The organism is Nitrosospira multiformis (assembly GCF_900103165.1).
Taxonomy (GTDB): domain Bacteria; phylum Pseudomonadota; class Gammaproteobacteria; order Burkholderiales; family Nitrosomonadaceae; genus Nitrosospira; species Nitrosospira multiformis_D.
In genome coordinates, this window is sequence record NZ_FNKY01000001.1 from 1,798,276 (window position 1) to 1,813,636 (window position 15,361).

A 15,361-nucleotide genomic window follows, 5' to 3' on the forward strand; every position below is an offset into this window, starting at 1 on the left:
CCGAGGATTGTTATTTCTATAATCAACAAATCGATAGAGGAAAATACACATGAAGCGAATCATCCTTCTTGCCTCTCCTGTCATGTTTGCCGCCGCGTTTGCGGTAAACGCCGGTACTTTGGATAATGGAAACTGGTCGCCAAGCGGGTGCGGCAAGCTATCCGAGGCGCCTGCCGTCGATTCAAGCAGTATCGATACCATTAATCAGAGTATCGCCGCGGTGAACGAGTGGCAGAAGCAGGTTCAGTCTTATGACGAGTGCATGATCAAGGAGGCCAATGCCGATACTGCGGCTATCGCAAATTCAGCAAACGCCCAACAAACGCAATATCGTGAAGCATCAAAGAAGGTCAATGCGGACGCGGCTGCGGGAAGAGAGAAATTCAGCCGTCAATCTTCATCCCCCGGAACCAATCCAGGCATGAGCAATCCTGGCATGAATCCAGGCATGAGCAATCCTGGCATGAATCCAGGCATGAACAACCCTGGCTCAGGCATGGGCGGTCAAGGGTACTAGGCCCACTATCGAGGGTACAATCGTTATCTCGAAGGGAACGTGTGTCTGTGCATAAGGCTTTTGGGATGGATGCCGGCGATTCCGTGTCCTGACGGACTGTATTTGACTATTTGAAGGATGTGGATACGGGTGTAAAAAAGGGAGCCATGTGACCATGAGGCTCCCTTTCATGAAGTTACGCGGATAGGTCCGCACGAAATAGCGGGTTACTGTAATTTCCAGTCAGGGTGATAGTGCGTTTCCTTATCAAACTCTTTCCAGATATAGTCCGGGTAGATGATTGGTTTGGTGGGAATAATAAACGTAACCAGATCTACCGCTCCGGTTAACGTACGCCCAATCCCATGTACAATACCAACCAGAAAACCAACCGGGATCCCGTACGCAGGGCCTTTCTGATTAGTGTTTATTATTATGTTCTTGGGAATCTCCCCCAAACCGGTAACGGTATTGGCGAGGCCGTGTGCAAGTTTGTCACCTATTTTCTCAGGATAACTTGTGGCCATTGCCGCCTGGGATGAGAAGAAGAATAGCGCGGATATCAGTAGCAACGGTTTCAACATATTTTTCATGGAGCCTCCCTAAAGTAGATTAAATTAAATTAAATCCAGCCTAATACTAGCATACCGTAGCAATATGGACATCCTTAAACATTCAAAATTCCTAAGATATCATTTTTGTCGTTTGAGCAGATACGGCTACCGGCGATCTGGCTGTTTAGGCCGGTTTATGCGAATCAGCTGATCCGGATAGCTTGATAAGCTACGAACCGTCACATGGCTGTCGTTATTCAGGGCTCACACTTCCGATTGATGAATTGTGCTACGCTTCGCCTGAGGGACTAAACCGGCTTTCGAAGGATATGTTTTTTTGATCCGCGATCAAAAAAACAAGATGATTTTGCGAAAAGTAACAATTACCTGAATCCCTTATAATTAAATTGCTGGATACGACTCATTCTCTGTCTATACATCCTTTCTCGCCAACGTCATCCAGCCTGTCCAACACAGAGATAACCAGCACCGTGCAATTTTCCGTGGTGATTCCCACGCTTGACGAAGCAGACCACATAGATCCATTACTGACGCGTCTGTTTGCACTGGATCTGGTACCAGGTAGTTTTGAAGTCATTTTTGTCGATGATGGTTCGCGCGATGGAACTCCCGGTCGGGTGCGCGCCTGGGAGGCGCAGGCGAACGTGAGATTGATCGAGCGGCATGAGCAGCCGGACCTGGCAGGATCGATTCTGGCGGGTGTGGCGCTGGCGCAGAGTGATGTCATCGTCGTGATGGATCCGAGTCATCCGCCTGAGCGGCTGCCCGCTCTGGTGGCCCCGCTGCTGGACGGCAGCCATGACGTGGCTGTCGGGAGCCGCCATGTGCCAGGCGGCGGCACCGGGGGATGGCCACACCGCCAATGGCTGTCGCGCCTGGGGGACTGGTGTGCCCGCTCTCTCTGTGATGTGAGTGACGCCACCTCGGGATTCTTCGCCTTCCGCCGGGAACTGGCCGCCACTCTCAGCGAACGCGCTCGCGGATATAAAACCCTGCTCGAACTGCTCATGGCCGGCCAGGGCAAGCTTAGAGTCGTGGAAGTGCCTGTTTGCTTTCACCAGCGCACGCATGGCACCGCCAGGCTATCGTTCCATTCCCAATGGATTGATCTGAAACGCCTGATGACACTGGCTGGCGGCACGGTTTCTTTCGGCAGCACCGGCCGGTTTGCGGCGGTGGGGCTGTTGGGTATCGTTATCGACATCCTCCTGTTCCAGTGGCTCATGAGCCGGGGTGCCGGCCTCGCGCTGGCGCACATCGTGAGTTTCTTCGCCGCCGCCGCGATGAATTACCCGCTCAATTCGAAATGGACGTTCCAGCCTCCCCCCGCAGGCTATCCGCGATGGTCTCATTTTGGCCGTTTCCTGACGATGGGGCTATTCACCTTGCTGATGCGCGGCGGGGTCCTGGCATGGCTGGTCTATGGCTGGCATATGGCCCCCATGCTGGCGATATTTCCCGCTGTCGCAGTCACGGCCGCCCTCCAGTATCTCGGTAGCGCCTTCTACGTGTTCCCTGTCCGGCAGGACCTTCCCTCGGCGGATGTGCGCTGGCGGGTAGCCTCGCTCGGCATTGTCGCCTTTGCCGTATTGCTGCGCCTGATCTACCTGGGCCAGGCACAGCTGATTCCCGATGAGGCCTACTACTGGAATTATGCCCAGCACATGGAGCTGAGCTTTCTGGATCACCCACCCATGGTGGCGTGGCTGATCTGGCTGGGCACCGCCATCTTCGGCGATACGGAGTTCGGTGTTCGCATCGGTGCATTCATCTGCGGCCTGATCGCCATGGGCTACCTGTATGCGCTGGCACGTAACCTGTATGATAAATCCACGGGCATGCGCGCCGTGCTGCTGCTGGCCATACTGCCGTTCGGTTTTGTCCCGGGCATGTTAATGACAGCCGATGCATCCCAGATGGCTGCTTGGGCCGCCACGTTGTACTATATGGAACGGGTATTGCTGGCGTCGGATGGCAACCGAGCCTGGCTGGGCCTTGGCATTGCTTTTGGCCTGGGGATACTGTCCAAGTATACGCTGGGCCTGCTGGGTCCGGCGGCGCTGCTGTTCGTGATTCTGGATCCCGCCTCGCGCCGCTGGCTGCGCCGTCCGCAGCCATACCTCGCCGCCGCGCTTGCCCTTCTGATGTTCTCGCCCGTCATTGTCTGGAATATGGAAAATAATTGGGTCTCGATTCTGTTCCAGGCGGAACGAGCTACTGGAATAGGCAACAAATTCTCTTTGCATTGGTTGTTTCTTCACATGTTGCTGATGCTGACCCCGGTAGGACTGGTGGCGGCGGCTCTGGCGCTGTGGCAAGGGGGCGATGATCATCCTGATCCATGCATGGCCAGGCGTCGCCTGTTTGTGAGAGTATTCACCGGCGTACCGCTGGCGGTATTTTTTTGCTTGAGCCTGTTCGGTGCGCCTAAATTTCACTGGACCGGTCCCGTGTGGCTGGCATTGCTGCCGACAATGGCGTGGATGATGGGCCAGGGAACGGAGCTGCGCACCATTGCCAGCCGCGTGCGTGCGGCCTGGAAGCCCACTATCGCAGTTTTTCTGTTCCTCTATGCATTTGCATTGCATTATGTGGTGCTCGGCATTCCCGGTATACCCTATGTGGGTTTTGGCGAACACTATTTCTGGCGCGAGGCAACCCATGAAGTCGAACAAATTGTGGAGACGGTTCAACGCCAAACCGGGCAGAAGCCGATTGTGGTGGGTATGAGCCGATGGTCGGTGGCAACTTCGCTGGCTTTTTACAACAGGAGTGAGAACGGCGAACCGATGGATATACGTTCGCGCAATCTGTTCGGCGACAAGGCCGCCATGTATGATTTCTGGTATCCACCCGATCCACCGACGAACCGGCCGATCATTCTGGTAGGTATGATTCCGAAGGAACTTGAGCATAACCGGCAAGGCCACGAGATTAGCCCGATGCTGGTGCAACCTGGTCCGGTACTTGAGCGGACGATCTTGCGGGAAAATAAGCCACTGCGCAAAATCTATTACCGCATCGCGCAGGGATACCTGGGGCAAACGAATTCGCCATGACTGGAGGGAAAATGCTGAAAATATTGACAGTAAATATAATAGCGGCGAGCCTGATAATGCTCGCTCCCCATGGCGTAGCGGCATCCGGAGGCCAGAAAAATGAGACAGTGACCACCGCCGCGGAACAAAAAGAGGTGGCTGTGACGATTTACAACGATGATCTGGCATTGATAAAAGATGCGCGCAAGGTCAAACTTGAACGAGATTTTAATAAACTGGCCTGGCGGGAAGTCTCCGCCCGGATGCGTCCTGAAACGGCACAGTTGCGCAATCTGACTCATCCTGCCGGATTTCGCTTGCAGGAGCAGAATTTCGATTTTGATCTGCTGACACCTGAGAAGCTGCTGGAGAAGTACCTTGGCAAGGAGGTGGTGGTCATTCGCACCAATCCAGCCACGGGTGCGGAAACCAGAGAAACGGCCACCGTGCTCGCCACCAATGGCGGCACTGTGCTCAAATTTGCTGATCGTATCGAAACCGGTATTCCGGGCCGTCTGGCATTCTCCGGCGTACCGGAAAACCTGCGCGATAAACCGACTCTGGTCGTTTCGCTCATCAATCCCGTCGCAGGAGAACAGAATCTTGAACTTTCCTATCTGACTGCGGGGTTGTCATGGCACGCTGACTATGTGGCCGAATTGAACGAACGCGACGATTATCTCGATTTTAATGGGTGGGTCACTTTGACCAATCAAAGTGGAGCAGCCTATCCGAATGCCAAGCTGCAACTGGTGGCCGGGGACTTGAACCGGGTGCGCAAACCGTCTCCCATGTCGCGCGATGTGGCGGCGATGATGGCAAAGACGGCTGAAGTGGAGGAAATGAAGCAGGAGTCGCTGTTTGAGTATCATCTTTATACGCTGCAGCGCACCACGACGTTAGCGGAAAACCAAACCAAACAGGTGGCGCTGCTGTCGGCGACCACCGTGCCGGTCAGGAAAGAATTTCTAATGATGGGCGCAAATTATTATTATTTCGGCCAGTATGGCGATATTGGCCAGAAGCTGAAAGTGGGCGTGTTTGTCGAATTTCAGAATAAGGGTGAAGGCTTGGGCGTACCGCTACCCAAGGGGGTCGTCCGTGTTTACAAGAAAGATACGCAGGGGAATGCCCAGTTTGTGGGTGAAGACCAGATTGATCATACACCCAGGAACGAGGTGGTTCGTTTGAAGCTGGGCGATGCATTCGATGTGACAGCTGACAAAAAGCAGACGGATTTCCAGAGACTGGGTGGGGAAGGGCGCCATAATGCCGTATTTGAAACCGCTTATCAGATCGTATTAAAAAATGCCAAGAAAGAAGCGGTTACGGTGACTGTGCGGGAGCCGGTGCCAGGTGACTGGACCATGGTATCGGAATCGCAGCCTCATACCAAGGCGGCTTCCGGTATTGCGGAATGGAAGGTATCCGTTCCCGCGGATGGCAAGACCACGCTGACTTACCGTGTACGGATCAAACAACGGGAGAGAGGATAGGTGCGGGTTTCGTGGATATTGCTGGATACGGAAATCTGAAAATAATGTAATCTCCCGGCAGCGGTTCATGCCAGGGACAAGAGAAGAGAGAGCACGCTACGGGCTTCGTTGTTAAATATTCCTTGCGGCAGTAGCTTGGTTACCTCGGCAAGCGTGAGCCAAATAATTCCGTCCGCGGGTCGTGCCTCGCCGATGTCTATGATCCTATATTCAGCGACATCCCGAAAGAAACGTCCACCTTCGTCTGACTGCCGAACCGAGATTTGCACCTTGTCAGGCAAGGTATCACCCGGCAAAGCCGTGATCCCGATCCTCGTCGGGGCAAGTTCCGCAATCGCACGCAGACCGGGCTCCCAGCATGGGCGGAAGGCGAACCGGAATATGCCGTTTGTGCGGCCATAGTCGAGGTCGATGGTTTGCTCGAAATTATTGTGAAAAATCGGCTGATCCCAGTCATTCACTTCTCGTGTCTGCGCGTGCACCTGGATATGCCGGATCGACAAGCGCCCATCCGTCACCGTAATCGGACTACCGGTATCCAGGCGCCACCCGGGCATGGTGTTGAGCGGACAGATCCCGACGACGGGGGCTCTCATTCGAAGCTCAGCGAGAGTCGTGTGGACACCATCAATCACATCCTTCTGAACAGGGATGCTGAACGAGGTATTGAGTCCTCGAGAGAAATCATCCTCACCCTGGAAAGGCGGTTGCCCGCCGAGACGGTTCCAATCCGTAGTACAGAGAACCGATCGGGCGTCGGTATTAACCAGGAAATCCTCAGTTAGAAGCTGGCCGAAAAGTTTGAAAGGGATCCAGCAATGCTGATCGTATTTCACCTCAACATGATCATCCAGGATCAGGATGTTCCGGTTTAGTTTGCCAAAGAAGCGCGTACCCTGCTCGCTCTGAAGGGAGTCGGAGATAATATTGCCCATTGAGCCGGGAAAATACTCGGAGTAGGGTGGCGAATCACCCCCGTGAACACGTTCGCGGTTGCTTGCTGTTGCCTGACAAGTTGGCGCAAGCTGGACAATACCGACGTTGCCTGGTTCTGTCTTGGCTTGAACGAGAAGATCGACCTCTTTTCCTCTGCGACGCGTGATGAAGCCGAGCGTGCCTACTTCGCGCTGATCGATGAAAGGCTGCCAATGCTGCGTTAGCCCTTCTGTCCAAGTCAGGCCAATGATCCCGAAGAAGCGCCCTGAGACATGCCGGATCGTCCCGTGTTTGTGCATCCATGCATCCGATTGATCAAGCGCCACCGGTTCGACCTTGAACCGGTCGGATGAACGCACACAGTCAAGCCAGGATGCGATTTCATCTCTCTGCGTCAGGAGTTCAGGTTTCACCATCCCAGGATGCTCCGGCACCGCGCCAAAATTCCGGTACTATGACGTTTTCTGGTGCTGTGCCGAATAAACTCGGACTCACATCGCCGGGCAAAGAACGTATGAATGAATTCAGTACCATGAGCAGCGATGGCATCGGCGCGTTCATGAGCATCTTCCATGACTCGCGCCACGGTCCTGTCCGCGAAGAGCGAATAGGCGCCATTGGCGTCATTGCGCCCCCAGGCGCGAAGCGCGAGGGACACCTTTTTCGCGCCTGAGGCAGGTGTTTTTGCCAGATCAGGGAAGATATGATTAAGTTGTTCAATAATGGGTGATTCAGTATACCGCTCCAGTACCGCGGCAAACTCGATCTGCGCCTGCCTGTGCCCTCGGAGGGATGGAGTACTCAGATTGACGCCTTCCATGATGCGTATTTTTGTCAGTGGCTCGGGTAGAATAAAAAACTCACCCAGTGCGGCGAGTCGAATCCATAAGTCAACATCCCCAAGTTGTACAAAGCTTGGACGGAAAGCCCCCAACCTGATCACATCCGATCGATGCGCTATTGCCGAAGGCAGCGGCAGGCAGTTTCCGACATCGAAGAAGTGCTGAAGCCAGTTTGCGGCCGGGCGATTAACGGTGGTAAAAATCCCGTTCGCCCAAGTGTCGCGGGCAGGCAGTCCGTTCTTATCAATGATTTCCACCGCGGTAAAACATGCGATATAGCGGCTCGCACTTTCCATGGCCTCGAGTTGAGCAGCCAGCTTGGCTGGCACCCAGATATCATCGGAGTTCTGAAAAGCGACATATTGTCCACGTGCCCGGCTTAATGCCAGATTGCGTGCATGCACAGCCCGGTTCTCAGATAAACGGATCAGCGTCAAACGGGGATCATGGATTGATGCGACTACATCCGCCGTTTCGTCCGAGGAAGCATCGTCAACAACGATCAGTTCGAGGTCGCGAAAAGTTTGATCGAGAACACTCTGAACCGCTTCACCAACGAAGGCGGCGTGATTGAATGACGGCAGAATGACGGAAACCAGGGGCGGCCCAGGGGAAAACTGCATTAGAAATTAAATCCGGGTATTGTGGGGGATCTTTTATTAAAAACAGGCGCGGCTAAACTTTGAGTCAGGAAGCATTCTTCTTTATGAGAAGAGATCCATTGCCTAGGGTACGGGTTACTCGCCGCTTGCAGTTACCCAAAAAAAACGGAGCCTCACGATCTCGTTTTGGCTCCGTTCACCTGCCTGGTATTATTCGGCCGAAGTTACGCTGATTTTCTTTGGCTGGACAGCTTCACGTTTGGGGATGACGATTTCCAGGACGCCATGATTCGTTTTTGCCGATATCGCGTCGGAATTCGCTGTATCCGGTAAACTGAAGCGCCGGTAAAAAGAACCATAGGTACGCTCAACCCGTTTGTAGCCTTCTTTCTCGGTTTTTGCTTCGGTTCTCTTTTCGCCTCTGATCGTCAGTACGCCATCTTCCATGCTGACATCGATTTCCTCAGGTTTTACCCCCGGAAGATCCGCCAGCAGGACGAACTTGTCAGCTTCTTCCTTGATATCGACCGCTGGCGCCCATTCGGCGGTGGCGGTCGATCCCTCGCTGTCGCCACCCTCGCGCACACGATCCAGTTCTTTGTGTAATTGGTTCAGTAAACTCCAGGGTTCGTAACGAGCAATAGCCATATTACCTCCATGTGAATTAAGTGATTAGCATCAATGCTGAAATTACCGGAATCAGCACTCAGTAATTAATATAGGTCCACTTGCTGTTTTTTCAACTGTCCAACGATGGTAGAGCGTTCACTGAGTCGGATAGATTAAGTAAATAGGTGCGGATTTCTTGGACGTAGGTGAATTTCTCAGCCTTATCCATCGGTTTAATGGACTGTGATATGAGCTCGGCAGGAATTGAAGCTACCTCCTTGTGTCTCTCTCGTCATAATATCAAAATCCATGCCCAAGCCCCTACGAAAAAAAGGGGGAGCAGAATGGGTGCTATCAAACCGCCAAAATGGGTGTTATCTGATACGGCAAGTAAAAATCCCGTTTTTTTCCTGAGAATGTGTAAAGCACAGCATGCAGAGATGATACTCAGCAGGAGCATGAGAGCGACTCCAATTCCGAGTGCAGGGATGACTGGCAACATTTGGCAAATCTTGGAGAAATATGGTCTATCGTCCGGTGTTTGAAGAAGCGCCCCGTATGCTGCGAACAGAAGAGTTTGCGAAACGAGCAGCCATGTCAATCGATGATTTATCAATTGATCTTCGTGTACCCATTTCTCACGAGCGGCAAGGTATTCTTGGTGTTTGTCGGCCACAAAATCTCCACAGAAAAGATGTAAACCAACGAATATCAATGGAATCAGATGGAATAGATCAACGCTTGCCGATGAGTTATAGCAACCTTATCCCAAAGGTAAGTCGCCGCTGCTGAGTCCAATACTCGCAATATTTTCCACCGCTTTTACAAAGCTCGCGTTCTCATGCAGTTTTACGAGCGAATCGGGATGGGGCCGTCCGCGCATGCGGGCGAGGCGTACAACGCTGATGGCCGGAATATCCCAGCGTAATTCCTCCAGCAATGTATCCGCCGCTTCCGGGTTGTTGCATATCAGTATCATGTCGCAACCCGCATGCAACGCGCTTTCCGCGCGTTGCAATATATCGCCGGCGACCGCCGCGCCTGCCATATTCAAGTCATCGCTGAAGATGCAGCCTTCAAAGTCCAGTTCAGCACGCAGGATTTTTTTTAGCCATATCTCGGAAAAACCCGCAGGACGCGAATCTACGTGGGGGTAAATGACATGTGCCGGCATGATGCCGGCGAGTCCGAAGCCAATCATCTTGCGAAATGGAACCAGGTCACTTTTTTCGATTTCCGGATAAGTGCGTTCATCCACCGGCACCTCAACATGGGAGTCCGCCTGAATATAGCCATGCCCCGGAAAATGCTTTCCGACCGCCGCCATGCCGCCCAGCTTTAGCCCGGACATCAGGCTATGAGCCAGTTCGGCGATACCTTGCGGTTTATCGTGGAAAGCGCGGTCACCGATGACGCAGCTCTGTCCGTGATCCATATCCAGCACTGGGGTAAAGCTTAAGTCCACGCCTGCGGCGCGCAGCTCCCCCGCCAGCACGTAGCCCGTCTGCTGTGCCAGATGCCGTGCCTTGCCGGGATGTTCATCCCATATTATGCCGAGTTCGCGCATAGGCGGCAGTCTCGTGAAATCTGCACGAAAACGTTGCACTCGTCCACCCTCATGGTCCACAGCGATCAGAAGCGGAGGGGTTCGGAGCGCATGGATTTCCGCAGTTAGCTGCATGAGCTGCTCTAGCGACGAGTAGTTCCGCGTGAACAGGATGACTCCACCAACCAGCGGATGCAGAAGTTTTCTCTTGTCGTCGGCAGTCAGTTGTATGCCTTCGATGTCGAGCATGATGGGCCCGAGAGACATCAGTGTCCTATGAATTCGAAGTTCTAAGTAAGCTCATTTACGTGCTGCCAACTAAGTGAGGGCGAAGCGGGGTAAGCAGGCAATCCGCTCGGCGGATGCTTGCAGAGAAACTTTAACGCCGCATCTGCTGCTCGATAGGTAAGCGATAAAATTCCTTGAGTAATGCAGTAGTACTACGACGAAATTTGGATTTATAGTATCCATTACTTTTCTAGAATGACAAAGGCACATGCCAGGTTTAATTCATCGCTGATGGAAAGATGATGGCTTGTGATACCCTCTTTTTTGATCAGTGCACTCAACGCGGGATGAAATGCGAAATACGGTTTACCCAGATGGTCATGGGTTATCCCGATATGGCTCAAACTCACTGGATAGCGCATGCCCGTGCCGATTGCTTTGGAAAGCGCTTCCTTGGCGGCGAAACGCTTGGCCAGGAACATGGCAGGCTGAACGCTCTTGATGTATTCAGGCCATTCCTCGTCTGTCAGCAATCGCTTGGCGAAGCGTTCACCGTATTTTTCGAGCAACCGCGCGATGCGCGAAGGTTCGACCAGATCGGTGCCGATTCCATAAATCATTGGCGCGCTTCCAGCATCAATCTTTTCATCTCCCGGACCGCCTGTTCAAAGCCGACGAACAGCGCATGAGCCACAATCGCATGCCCGATATTGAGCTCGGATACGCCGGGTATTGCTGCGACGGGCTGGACATTATGATAATGTAATCCATGCCCGGCGTTGACCTTCAGTCCCCGGTCAATACCTTCCTTTACTGCGGCGCGAATCTGTTCCAGTTCATTCTGTTGCGCGCCCTCGGTTTTTGCATCGGCATAGTGACCCGTGTGGATCTCGATCGCCGGCGCGCCGGCGCGCACCGCGGCATCGATCTGAACGGGATCGGCATTGATGAATAGCGATACGTGAATGTCTGCTTGAGCCAGTCTGTCACAGGCCCGCTTCACCTGTTCAAAATGCCGCACGACGTCGAGACCTCCTTCGGTGGTCAATTCCTCCCGCCGCTCGGGCACCAGGCAGACGTCCTGAGGTCTGATGCGCAGCGCAAAATCTATCATCTCACTGGTCACCGCGCTCTCCAGATTCATGCGGGTCTTTAGTAAACCCCGCAGAATTTCCACATCCGCGTCCTGGATATGGCGGCGATCTTCGCGTAAGTGCAATGTAATTGCATCCGCCCCGGCCAATTCCGCGACCATTGCCGCTTCCACAGGACTCGGATAAGTCGTACCCCGCGCTTGCCGCAGCGTGGCGACGTGATCAATATTGACGCCCAGTTCGATCATAAGGATGGCAGATTTTCAGTAATGGTTGCGCGGGAAACCGCGTCACCGAAAGAATAGTTGAATGGGTGGCGCATCGGCCTTTGCCTGCCTGTCCGGGGGGGCGATACTCCATCGCCGCATCCCTGACGAGATGCCGCTTTGTTCCGAGTGTGGATCAAGGCCCAAGTAAAACCGAAACGGAAAACCCAATATACTATAACAATCCATGCTGGGACGACAGCTTGTTAAACGTATGGGCCCAGAATCGCCCTAGTTAAGACAGGCAGCTTATTATGCACCGGAGCAGCACGAAGACGTTGCTTCGCTTCTGACCGAAGATCTCCCAAGCTGGGTATTCTGATAATAGAATATTAAATGATATATTCAAAAAATATATAATGATAAGCTTGCAAAAGAAACGTTGAACATATTACGGCGCGAGGAGGGATAAATGTTAATCAACTGGAGTCAGTTCACGCCATGGTCTGCGCTGACTGGGGGTGCGGTCATCGGCATGGCGGTAGCTATACTGGTGCTCTTTAATGGACGGATTGCGGGGATCTCCGGCATCGCCGGGGGAGTGCTCAAGATGCAGAAGAACGATACAGGCTGGCGTATTGCTTTTATTTCAGGTCTTGTTGCCGCCCCGCTAGTTTGGCAATTGTTTCTGAGCCTGCCCGCAATTCACATTGATGGTAGCTATGCCATGATGGCGATGGCTGGCTTGGTCGTTGGAATAGGCACGCGTTATGGGTCAGGTTGCACGAGCGGGCATGGCGTTTGCGGACTATCGCGCCTGTCGCCACGTTCCATTATCGCAACCCTGTCTTTTATGGGAACAGGTTTTGTCACTGTTTATGTCATTCGACATGTTTTCCAGACATAGGTCGAGGAGGAAATCAGGATGGTCAACATCATCGCATTGATATCGGGGCTGATCTTTGGGGTGGGGCTTATCCTCGCGGGGATGGCAAACCCCGATAAAGTCCTGTCATTTCTTGATATTACAGGAGCATGGGACCCATCTCTTGCGCTGGTGATGGCGGGTGCAATCGGGGTTGGTTCAGTGGCCTTTGCCGTCGCCCGAAAGCTTAACCGTAGTTACCTGGGGCTCCCAATGAATCTTCCCGCTTCACGCGTGATCAACAAACGGCTGGTTTTGGGGAGTCTGGCGTTTGGTATAGGTTGGGGGATGGCGGGAATATGTCCCGGCCCCGCCCTGGTTTTACTTGGAAGCGGCAGTGTCAAAGGACTGGTATTTGTAGCGGCTATGCTTCTGGGCATGGGAATTTTTGAAATTCTGGAAAGAAGCCAGGCTGTCAATTTGTCCAGAAGACCGGGGGCGCACAATGGCATCGCAGGCACAGCATCAGGCAACCCGGCAGCTCATGGCAAGGCAGGGCATATCGAGATGTAAGCCCTGCGTTTTACAGGACTCAATTTGAGAGAGATCAATCGTGAAACTGGAGTCTGATTTTCCCAGCATTCCGGCAATACGGGCATCCGCATCCCAGGCGTGCGCGATGCTGAAAGTATTGGCGAATGAAGACAGGTTACTCATCTTATGTCAATTAATTGAAGGTGCCAGGAATGTGGGTGAATTGGAGGCATTATTGGGTATTCAGCAACCTACTCTTTCACAGCAGTTGACTGTATTGCGTGAGGAAGGACTTGTTGCCACCGAACGGAAAGGAAAATACATAATCTATCGTTTGACGAGCCTTGAAGTGATTCAAATCATGCAGACTTTATACAATCTTTATTGTGGCAAGGAGAAGTTTAGTGATCCTTTCTCAAAGCTGGCTAATGAACGTGAGGAGGGAGCCGGCTCGGCATATCGATTTTGAGCCGTTTACGTTCCGTTGGTTAGCATGGGATCAGATTCAATCACGCAAATGATGACATCATAGTTGCTGGAGATCTTTCAATAATTGCCGTGTATGCAGCGGTTGGTCGTTGAGATAATAGTTGAGTATGTAGCGCATCAGCGTCTTGCTCTGCTGCCGGGTCGCGATATTCGAGTAATCGCCTTGTTCCATATCCAGAAGGGTTTTTCCGCCCAGACGCAAGCCGTGGTTGGGGTTGCTTTCATCCCATGCCACCGGTCCGCGCTCAATTTCGTAGCAGTAGTCCCTATTGGGGTCCGTGGGTTTGCCAGATACGTCATGACCGAGTGTCAAGGCGTAGCCTAATTCCTGCAACATGCGCTGCTCGAAGCGCCGCAAAATGGGAATGTAGTCCTTCTGAGCACTCAACGCCGTTAATGTTTCCTGATAATATGCAAATAGTTGTTCATGGGGATCATGGCGGTGTAATAACCGCACAAGCAGTTCGTTGAGGTAGAAGCCACAGATCAGTGCCGTCCCTTGCAATGGCATCTGACCGCCTTGCCATTCTGCCTTATGCAGTGTGCGTAATTCGGATTTCCCCCCCCAAGTCAGCAGCAGAGGCTGAAATGCCCGCAGTAATCCCCTGAGCGTGGATGTGGGGCGTTTGGCCCCTTTTGCCATGAGCGGCACCCTTCCAAAACTGCGAGTGAAGGTCTCCACCACGAGACTGGTTTCCCGGTAGGGATAGGCATGCAGCACGAATGCCGGCTGGGCTTCCTGCGCCTGTTTATCCGCAATCATCCTGAATCCGGCAGCTGTAGCGAGCTCACCAAAAGGTTGAGGGTCAAGGAGCGTGAGGAATCTCTGCCGGTCATAGCGCTAAACAATCATTTTCCCGGCAGCCGGGAATTACTCATATCCAAGGCTTTTCAATGCCCGCGCATCGTCGGCCCAGCCACTTTTCACTTTTACCCAGACCTTGAGAAAGACTTTGCCGCCGAAATTTTGTTCCATGTCCTTGCGCGCCTGCGTGGCGATCAACTTGAGTTTTTCGCCATCCTTGCCGATAACGATAGCCTTTTGATTAGACCTGTCTACAATAATGGAGGCATGAATTTTACGCAGCTCTCCTTCCATTGTGAATTGATCGATAATGACGCTGGTAGAGTAGGGGATTTCTTCCCCCAACAGGCGAAACAGTTTCTCTCGAACCAGTTCAGCGGCAATAAATTGCTCGCTACGGTCGGTGACTTCATTTTCATCGAACAATGGCGGATTTTGTGGCAAATACGACCGGACTGTGCGTATCAAATCCGCGAGTTGTATTCCTTTCTCGGCGCTCATCGGTATGATGGCCGCGAATGCGTACTCCTTTGCCATTTTTTCAAGAAATGGAAGCAGCTGCGATTTGTCGGCCAAGCGGTCCACCTTGTTGACGACAAGAATTACCGGCTTGTCCGGACTATCCATCGCAGGCAAGAGTTTTACCACGAGCTTGTCACGATCATCGAAACGCAATGCCTCGATCACCAGTATGACTACATCCACATCCCGCATACTCTGGATTACTGTCCGGTTCATCGTGTTATGCAAGCGATTGGTATGTTGCTTCTGAAAACCGGGAGTATCGACAAAGATAAACTGGGATTGCGCATCGGTGAGAATGCCATTGATGCGATGGCGGGTGGTCTGCGATTTTCTTGAAGTAATACTGACCTTCTGGCCGACCAGATTGTTGAGCAGCGTGGATTTACCGACATTGGGGCGCCCCACGATGGCGACATAACCGCTGCGATAATCAGGATTAGTGGTGGTCATTGATGGGAGCAACCAGTGAGGAATG

The 15,361-nt window shown here is 52.8% G+C and carries 16 protein-coding genes; 6 read left to right on the forward strand and 10 right to left on the reverse strand.

Features of this window, described 5'->3' with window-relative positions:
- Positions 1–49 precede the first annotated feature (49 nt).
- Entirely contained in the window at positions 50–517 is a 468-nt protein-coding gene (locus BLR00_RS07970; RefSeq protein WP_074631875.1) for a hypothetical protein, read from the forward strand.
- Between the two features lie 206 nt (positions 518–723).
- On the opposite strand, the gene BLR00_RS07975 is transcribed toward BLR00_RS07970, so the two are convergent.
- Positions 724–1,089, reverse strand: a complete 366-nt coding sequence (locus BLR00_RS07975) for an exosortase system-associated protein, TIGR04073 family (protein ID WP_074631876.1) — start codon at positions 1,087–1,089, stop codon at positions 724–726.
- A 452-nt stretch (positions 1,090–1,541) separates the two neighbouring features.
- On the opposite strand from BLR00_RS07975, the gene BLR00_RS07980 reads away from it, so the two are divergent.
- Positions 1,542–4,130: a glycosyltransferase family 39 protein gene (locus tag BLR00_RS07980; protein ID WP_256324084.1), complete on the forward strand. Its 2,589-nt coding sequence runs from the start codon at positions 1,542–1,544 to the stop codon at positions 4,128–4,130.
- Positions 4,131–4,141: 11 nt separating this feature from the next.
- Entirely contained in the window at positions 4,142–5,605 is a 1,464-nt protein-coding gene (locus BLR00_RS07985) for a DUF4139 domain-containing protein (protein WP_074631878.1), read from the forward strand.
- A 65-nt stretch (positions 5,606–5,670) separates the two neighbouring features.
- On the opposite strand, the gene BLR00_RS07990 is transcribed toward BLR00_RS07985, so the two are convergent.
- From BLR00_RS07990 to pdxJ, 7 genes are all read right to left on the reverse strand, one after another.
- Positions 5,671–6,957: an NDP-hexose 2,3-dehydratase family protein gene (locus BLR00_RS07990; protein WP_074631879.1), complete on the reverse strand. Its 1,287-nt coding sequence runs from the start codon at positions 6,955–6,957 to the stop codon at positions 5,671–5,673.
- Complete coding sequence (locus tag BLR00_RS07995) at positions 6,951–8,006, reverse strand: glycosyltransferase family 2 protein (RefSeq protein ID WP_074631880.1); 1,056 nt, start codon at positions 8,004–8,006, stop codon at positions 6,951–6,953. The genes BLR00_RS07990 and BLR00_RS07995 overlap by 7 nt, the downstream gene beginning before the upstream one ends.
- 189 nt (positions 8,007–8,195) lie before the next feature.
- Positions 8,196–8,633: an Hsp20/alpha crystallin family protein gene (locus tag BLR00_RS08000; RefSeq protein ID WP_074631881.1), complete on the reverse strand. Its 438-nt coding sequence runs from the start codon at positions 8,631–8,633 to the stop codon at positions 8,196–8,198.
- A gap of 253 nt (positions 8,634–8,886) precedes the next feature.
- A complete protein-coding gene (locus tag BLR00_RS08005; protein WP_074631882.1) occupies positions 8,887–9,270 on the reverse strand; it encodes a hypothetical protein in 384 nt (127 codons plus the stop codon).
- Between the two features lie 87 nt (positions 9,271–9,357).
- Positions 9,358–10,407, reverse strand: a complete 1,050-nt coding sequence (nagZ, locus tag BLR00_RS08010) for a beta-N-acetylhexosaminidase (RefSeq protein ID WP_074631883.1) — start codon at positions 10,405–10,407, stop codon at positions 9,358–9,360.
- 203 nt (positions 10,408–10,610) lie between these two features.
- Complete coding sequence (acpS, locus tag BLR00_RS08015) at positions 10,611–10,988, reverse strand: holo-ACP synthase (RefSeq protein WP_074631884.1); 378 nt, start codon at positions 10,986–10,988, stop codon at positions 10,611–10,613.
- Entirely contained in the window at positions 10,985–11,710 is a 726-nt protein-coding gene (gene pdxJ / locus BLR00_RS08020; RefSeq protein ID WP_074631885.1) for a pyridoxine 5'-phosphate synthase, read from the reverse strand. Before pdxJ ends, acpS begins: the two co-directional genes overlap by 4 nt.
- A gap of 430 nt (positions 11,711–12,140) precedes the next feature.
- Here pdxJ and BLR00_RS08025 point away from each other — a divergent pair, with 430 nt between their 5' ends.
- The 3 genes from BLR00_RS08025 to BLR00_RS08035 are packed head-to-tail and all read left to right on the forward strand — an operon-like array spanning position 12,141 to position 13,536.
- A complete protein-coding gene (locus BLR00_RS08025; protein ID WP_074631886.1) occupies positions 12,141–12,575 on the forward strand; it encodes a YeeE/YedE family protein in 435 nt (144 codons plus the stop codon).
- Between the two features lie 18 nt (positions 12,576–12,593).
- On the forward strand, positions 12,594–13,106 hold the full coding sequence (locus BLR00_RS08030) for a YeeE/YedE family protein (RefSeq protein ID WP_074631887.1): 513 nt from the start codon (positions 12,594–12,596) through the stop codon (positions 13,104–13,106).
- A gap of 40 nt (positions 13,107–13,146) precedes the next feature.
- Positions 13,147–13,536, forward strand: coding sequence for an ArsR/SmtB family transcription factor (locus tag BLR00_RS08035; protein ID WP_442512577.1), 390 nt, complete (start codon positions 13,147–13,149; stop codon positions 13,534–13,536).
- Positions 13,537–13,593: 57 nt separating this feature from the next.
- On the opposite strand, the gene recO is transcribed toward BLR00_RS08035, so the two are convergent.
- Complete coding sequence (recO, locus tag BLR00_RS08040) at positions 13,594–14,319, reverse strand: DNA repair protein RecO (protein ID WP_074631888.1); 726 nt, start codon at positions 14,317–14,319, stop codon at positions 13,594–13,596.
- 108 nt (positions 14,320–14,427) lie between these two features.
- On the reverse strand, positions 14,428–15,336 hold the full coding sequence (era, locus tag BLR00_RS08045; protein WP_074631889.1) for a GTPase Era: 909 nt from the start codon (positions 15,334–15,336) through the stop codon (positions 14,428–14,430).
- Positions 15,337–15,361 lie beyond the last annotated feature (25 nt).

What these genes read in the sequence shown, in the direction of transcription:
- BLR00_RS07970 (WP_074631875.1), top strand. Translation starts at nt 50, where the DNA reads ATGAAGCGAATCATCCTTCTTGCCTCTCCTGTCATGTTTGCCGCCGCG.
- BLR00_RS07975 (WP_074631876.1), bottom strand. Translation starts at nt 1,089, where the DNA reads ATGAAAAATATGTTGAAACCGTTGCTACTGATATCCGCGCTATTCTTC.
- BLR00_RS07985 (WP_074631878.1), top strand. Translation starts at nt 4,142, where the DNA reads ATGCTGAAAATATTGACAGTAAATATAATAGCGGCGAGCCTGATAATG.
- BLR00_RS07990 (WP_074631879.1), bottom strand. Translation starts at nt 6,957, where the DNA reads ATGGTGAAACCTGAACTCCTGACGCAGAGAGATGAAATCGCATCCTGG.
- BLR00_RS07995 (WP_074631880.1), bottom strand. Translation starts at nt 8,006, where the DNA reads ATGCAGTTTTCCCCTGGGCCGCCCCTGGTTTCCGTCATTCTGCCGTCA.
- BLR00_RS08000 (WP_074631881.1), bottom strand. Translation starts at nt 8,633, where the DNA reads ATGGCTATTGCTCGTTACGAACCCTGGAGTTTACTGAACCAATTACAC.
- nagZ (WP_074631883.1), bottom strand. Translation starts at nt 10,407, where the DNA reads ATGTCTCTCGGGCCCATCATGCTCGACATCGAAGGCATACAACTGACT.
- acpS (WP_074631884.1), bottom strand. Translation starts at nt 10,988, where the DNA reads ATGATTTATGGAATCGGCACCGATCTGGTCGAACCTTCGCGCATCGCG.
- pdxJ (WP_074631885.1), bottom strand. Translation starts at nt 11,710, where the DNA reads ATGATCGAACTGGGCGTCAATATTGATCACGTCGCCACGCTGCGGCAA.
- BLR00_RS08025 (WP_074631886.1), top strand. Translation starts at nt 12,141, where the DNA reads ATGTTAATCAACTGGAGTCAGTTCACGCCATGGTCTGCGCTGACTGGG.
- BLR00_RS08030 (WP_074631887.1), top strand. Translation starts at nt 12,594, where the DNA reads ATGGTCAACATCATCGCATTGATATCGGGGCTGATCTTTGGGGTGGGG.
- recO (WP_074631888.1), bottom strand. Translation starts at nt 14,319, where the DNA reads ATGATTGCGGATAAACAGGCGCAGGAAGCCCAGCCGGCATTCGTGCTG.
- era (WP_074631889.1), bottom strand. Translation starts at nt 15,336, where the DNA reads ATGACCACCACTAATCCTGATTATCGCAGCGGTTATGTCGCCATCGTG.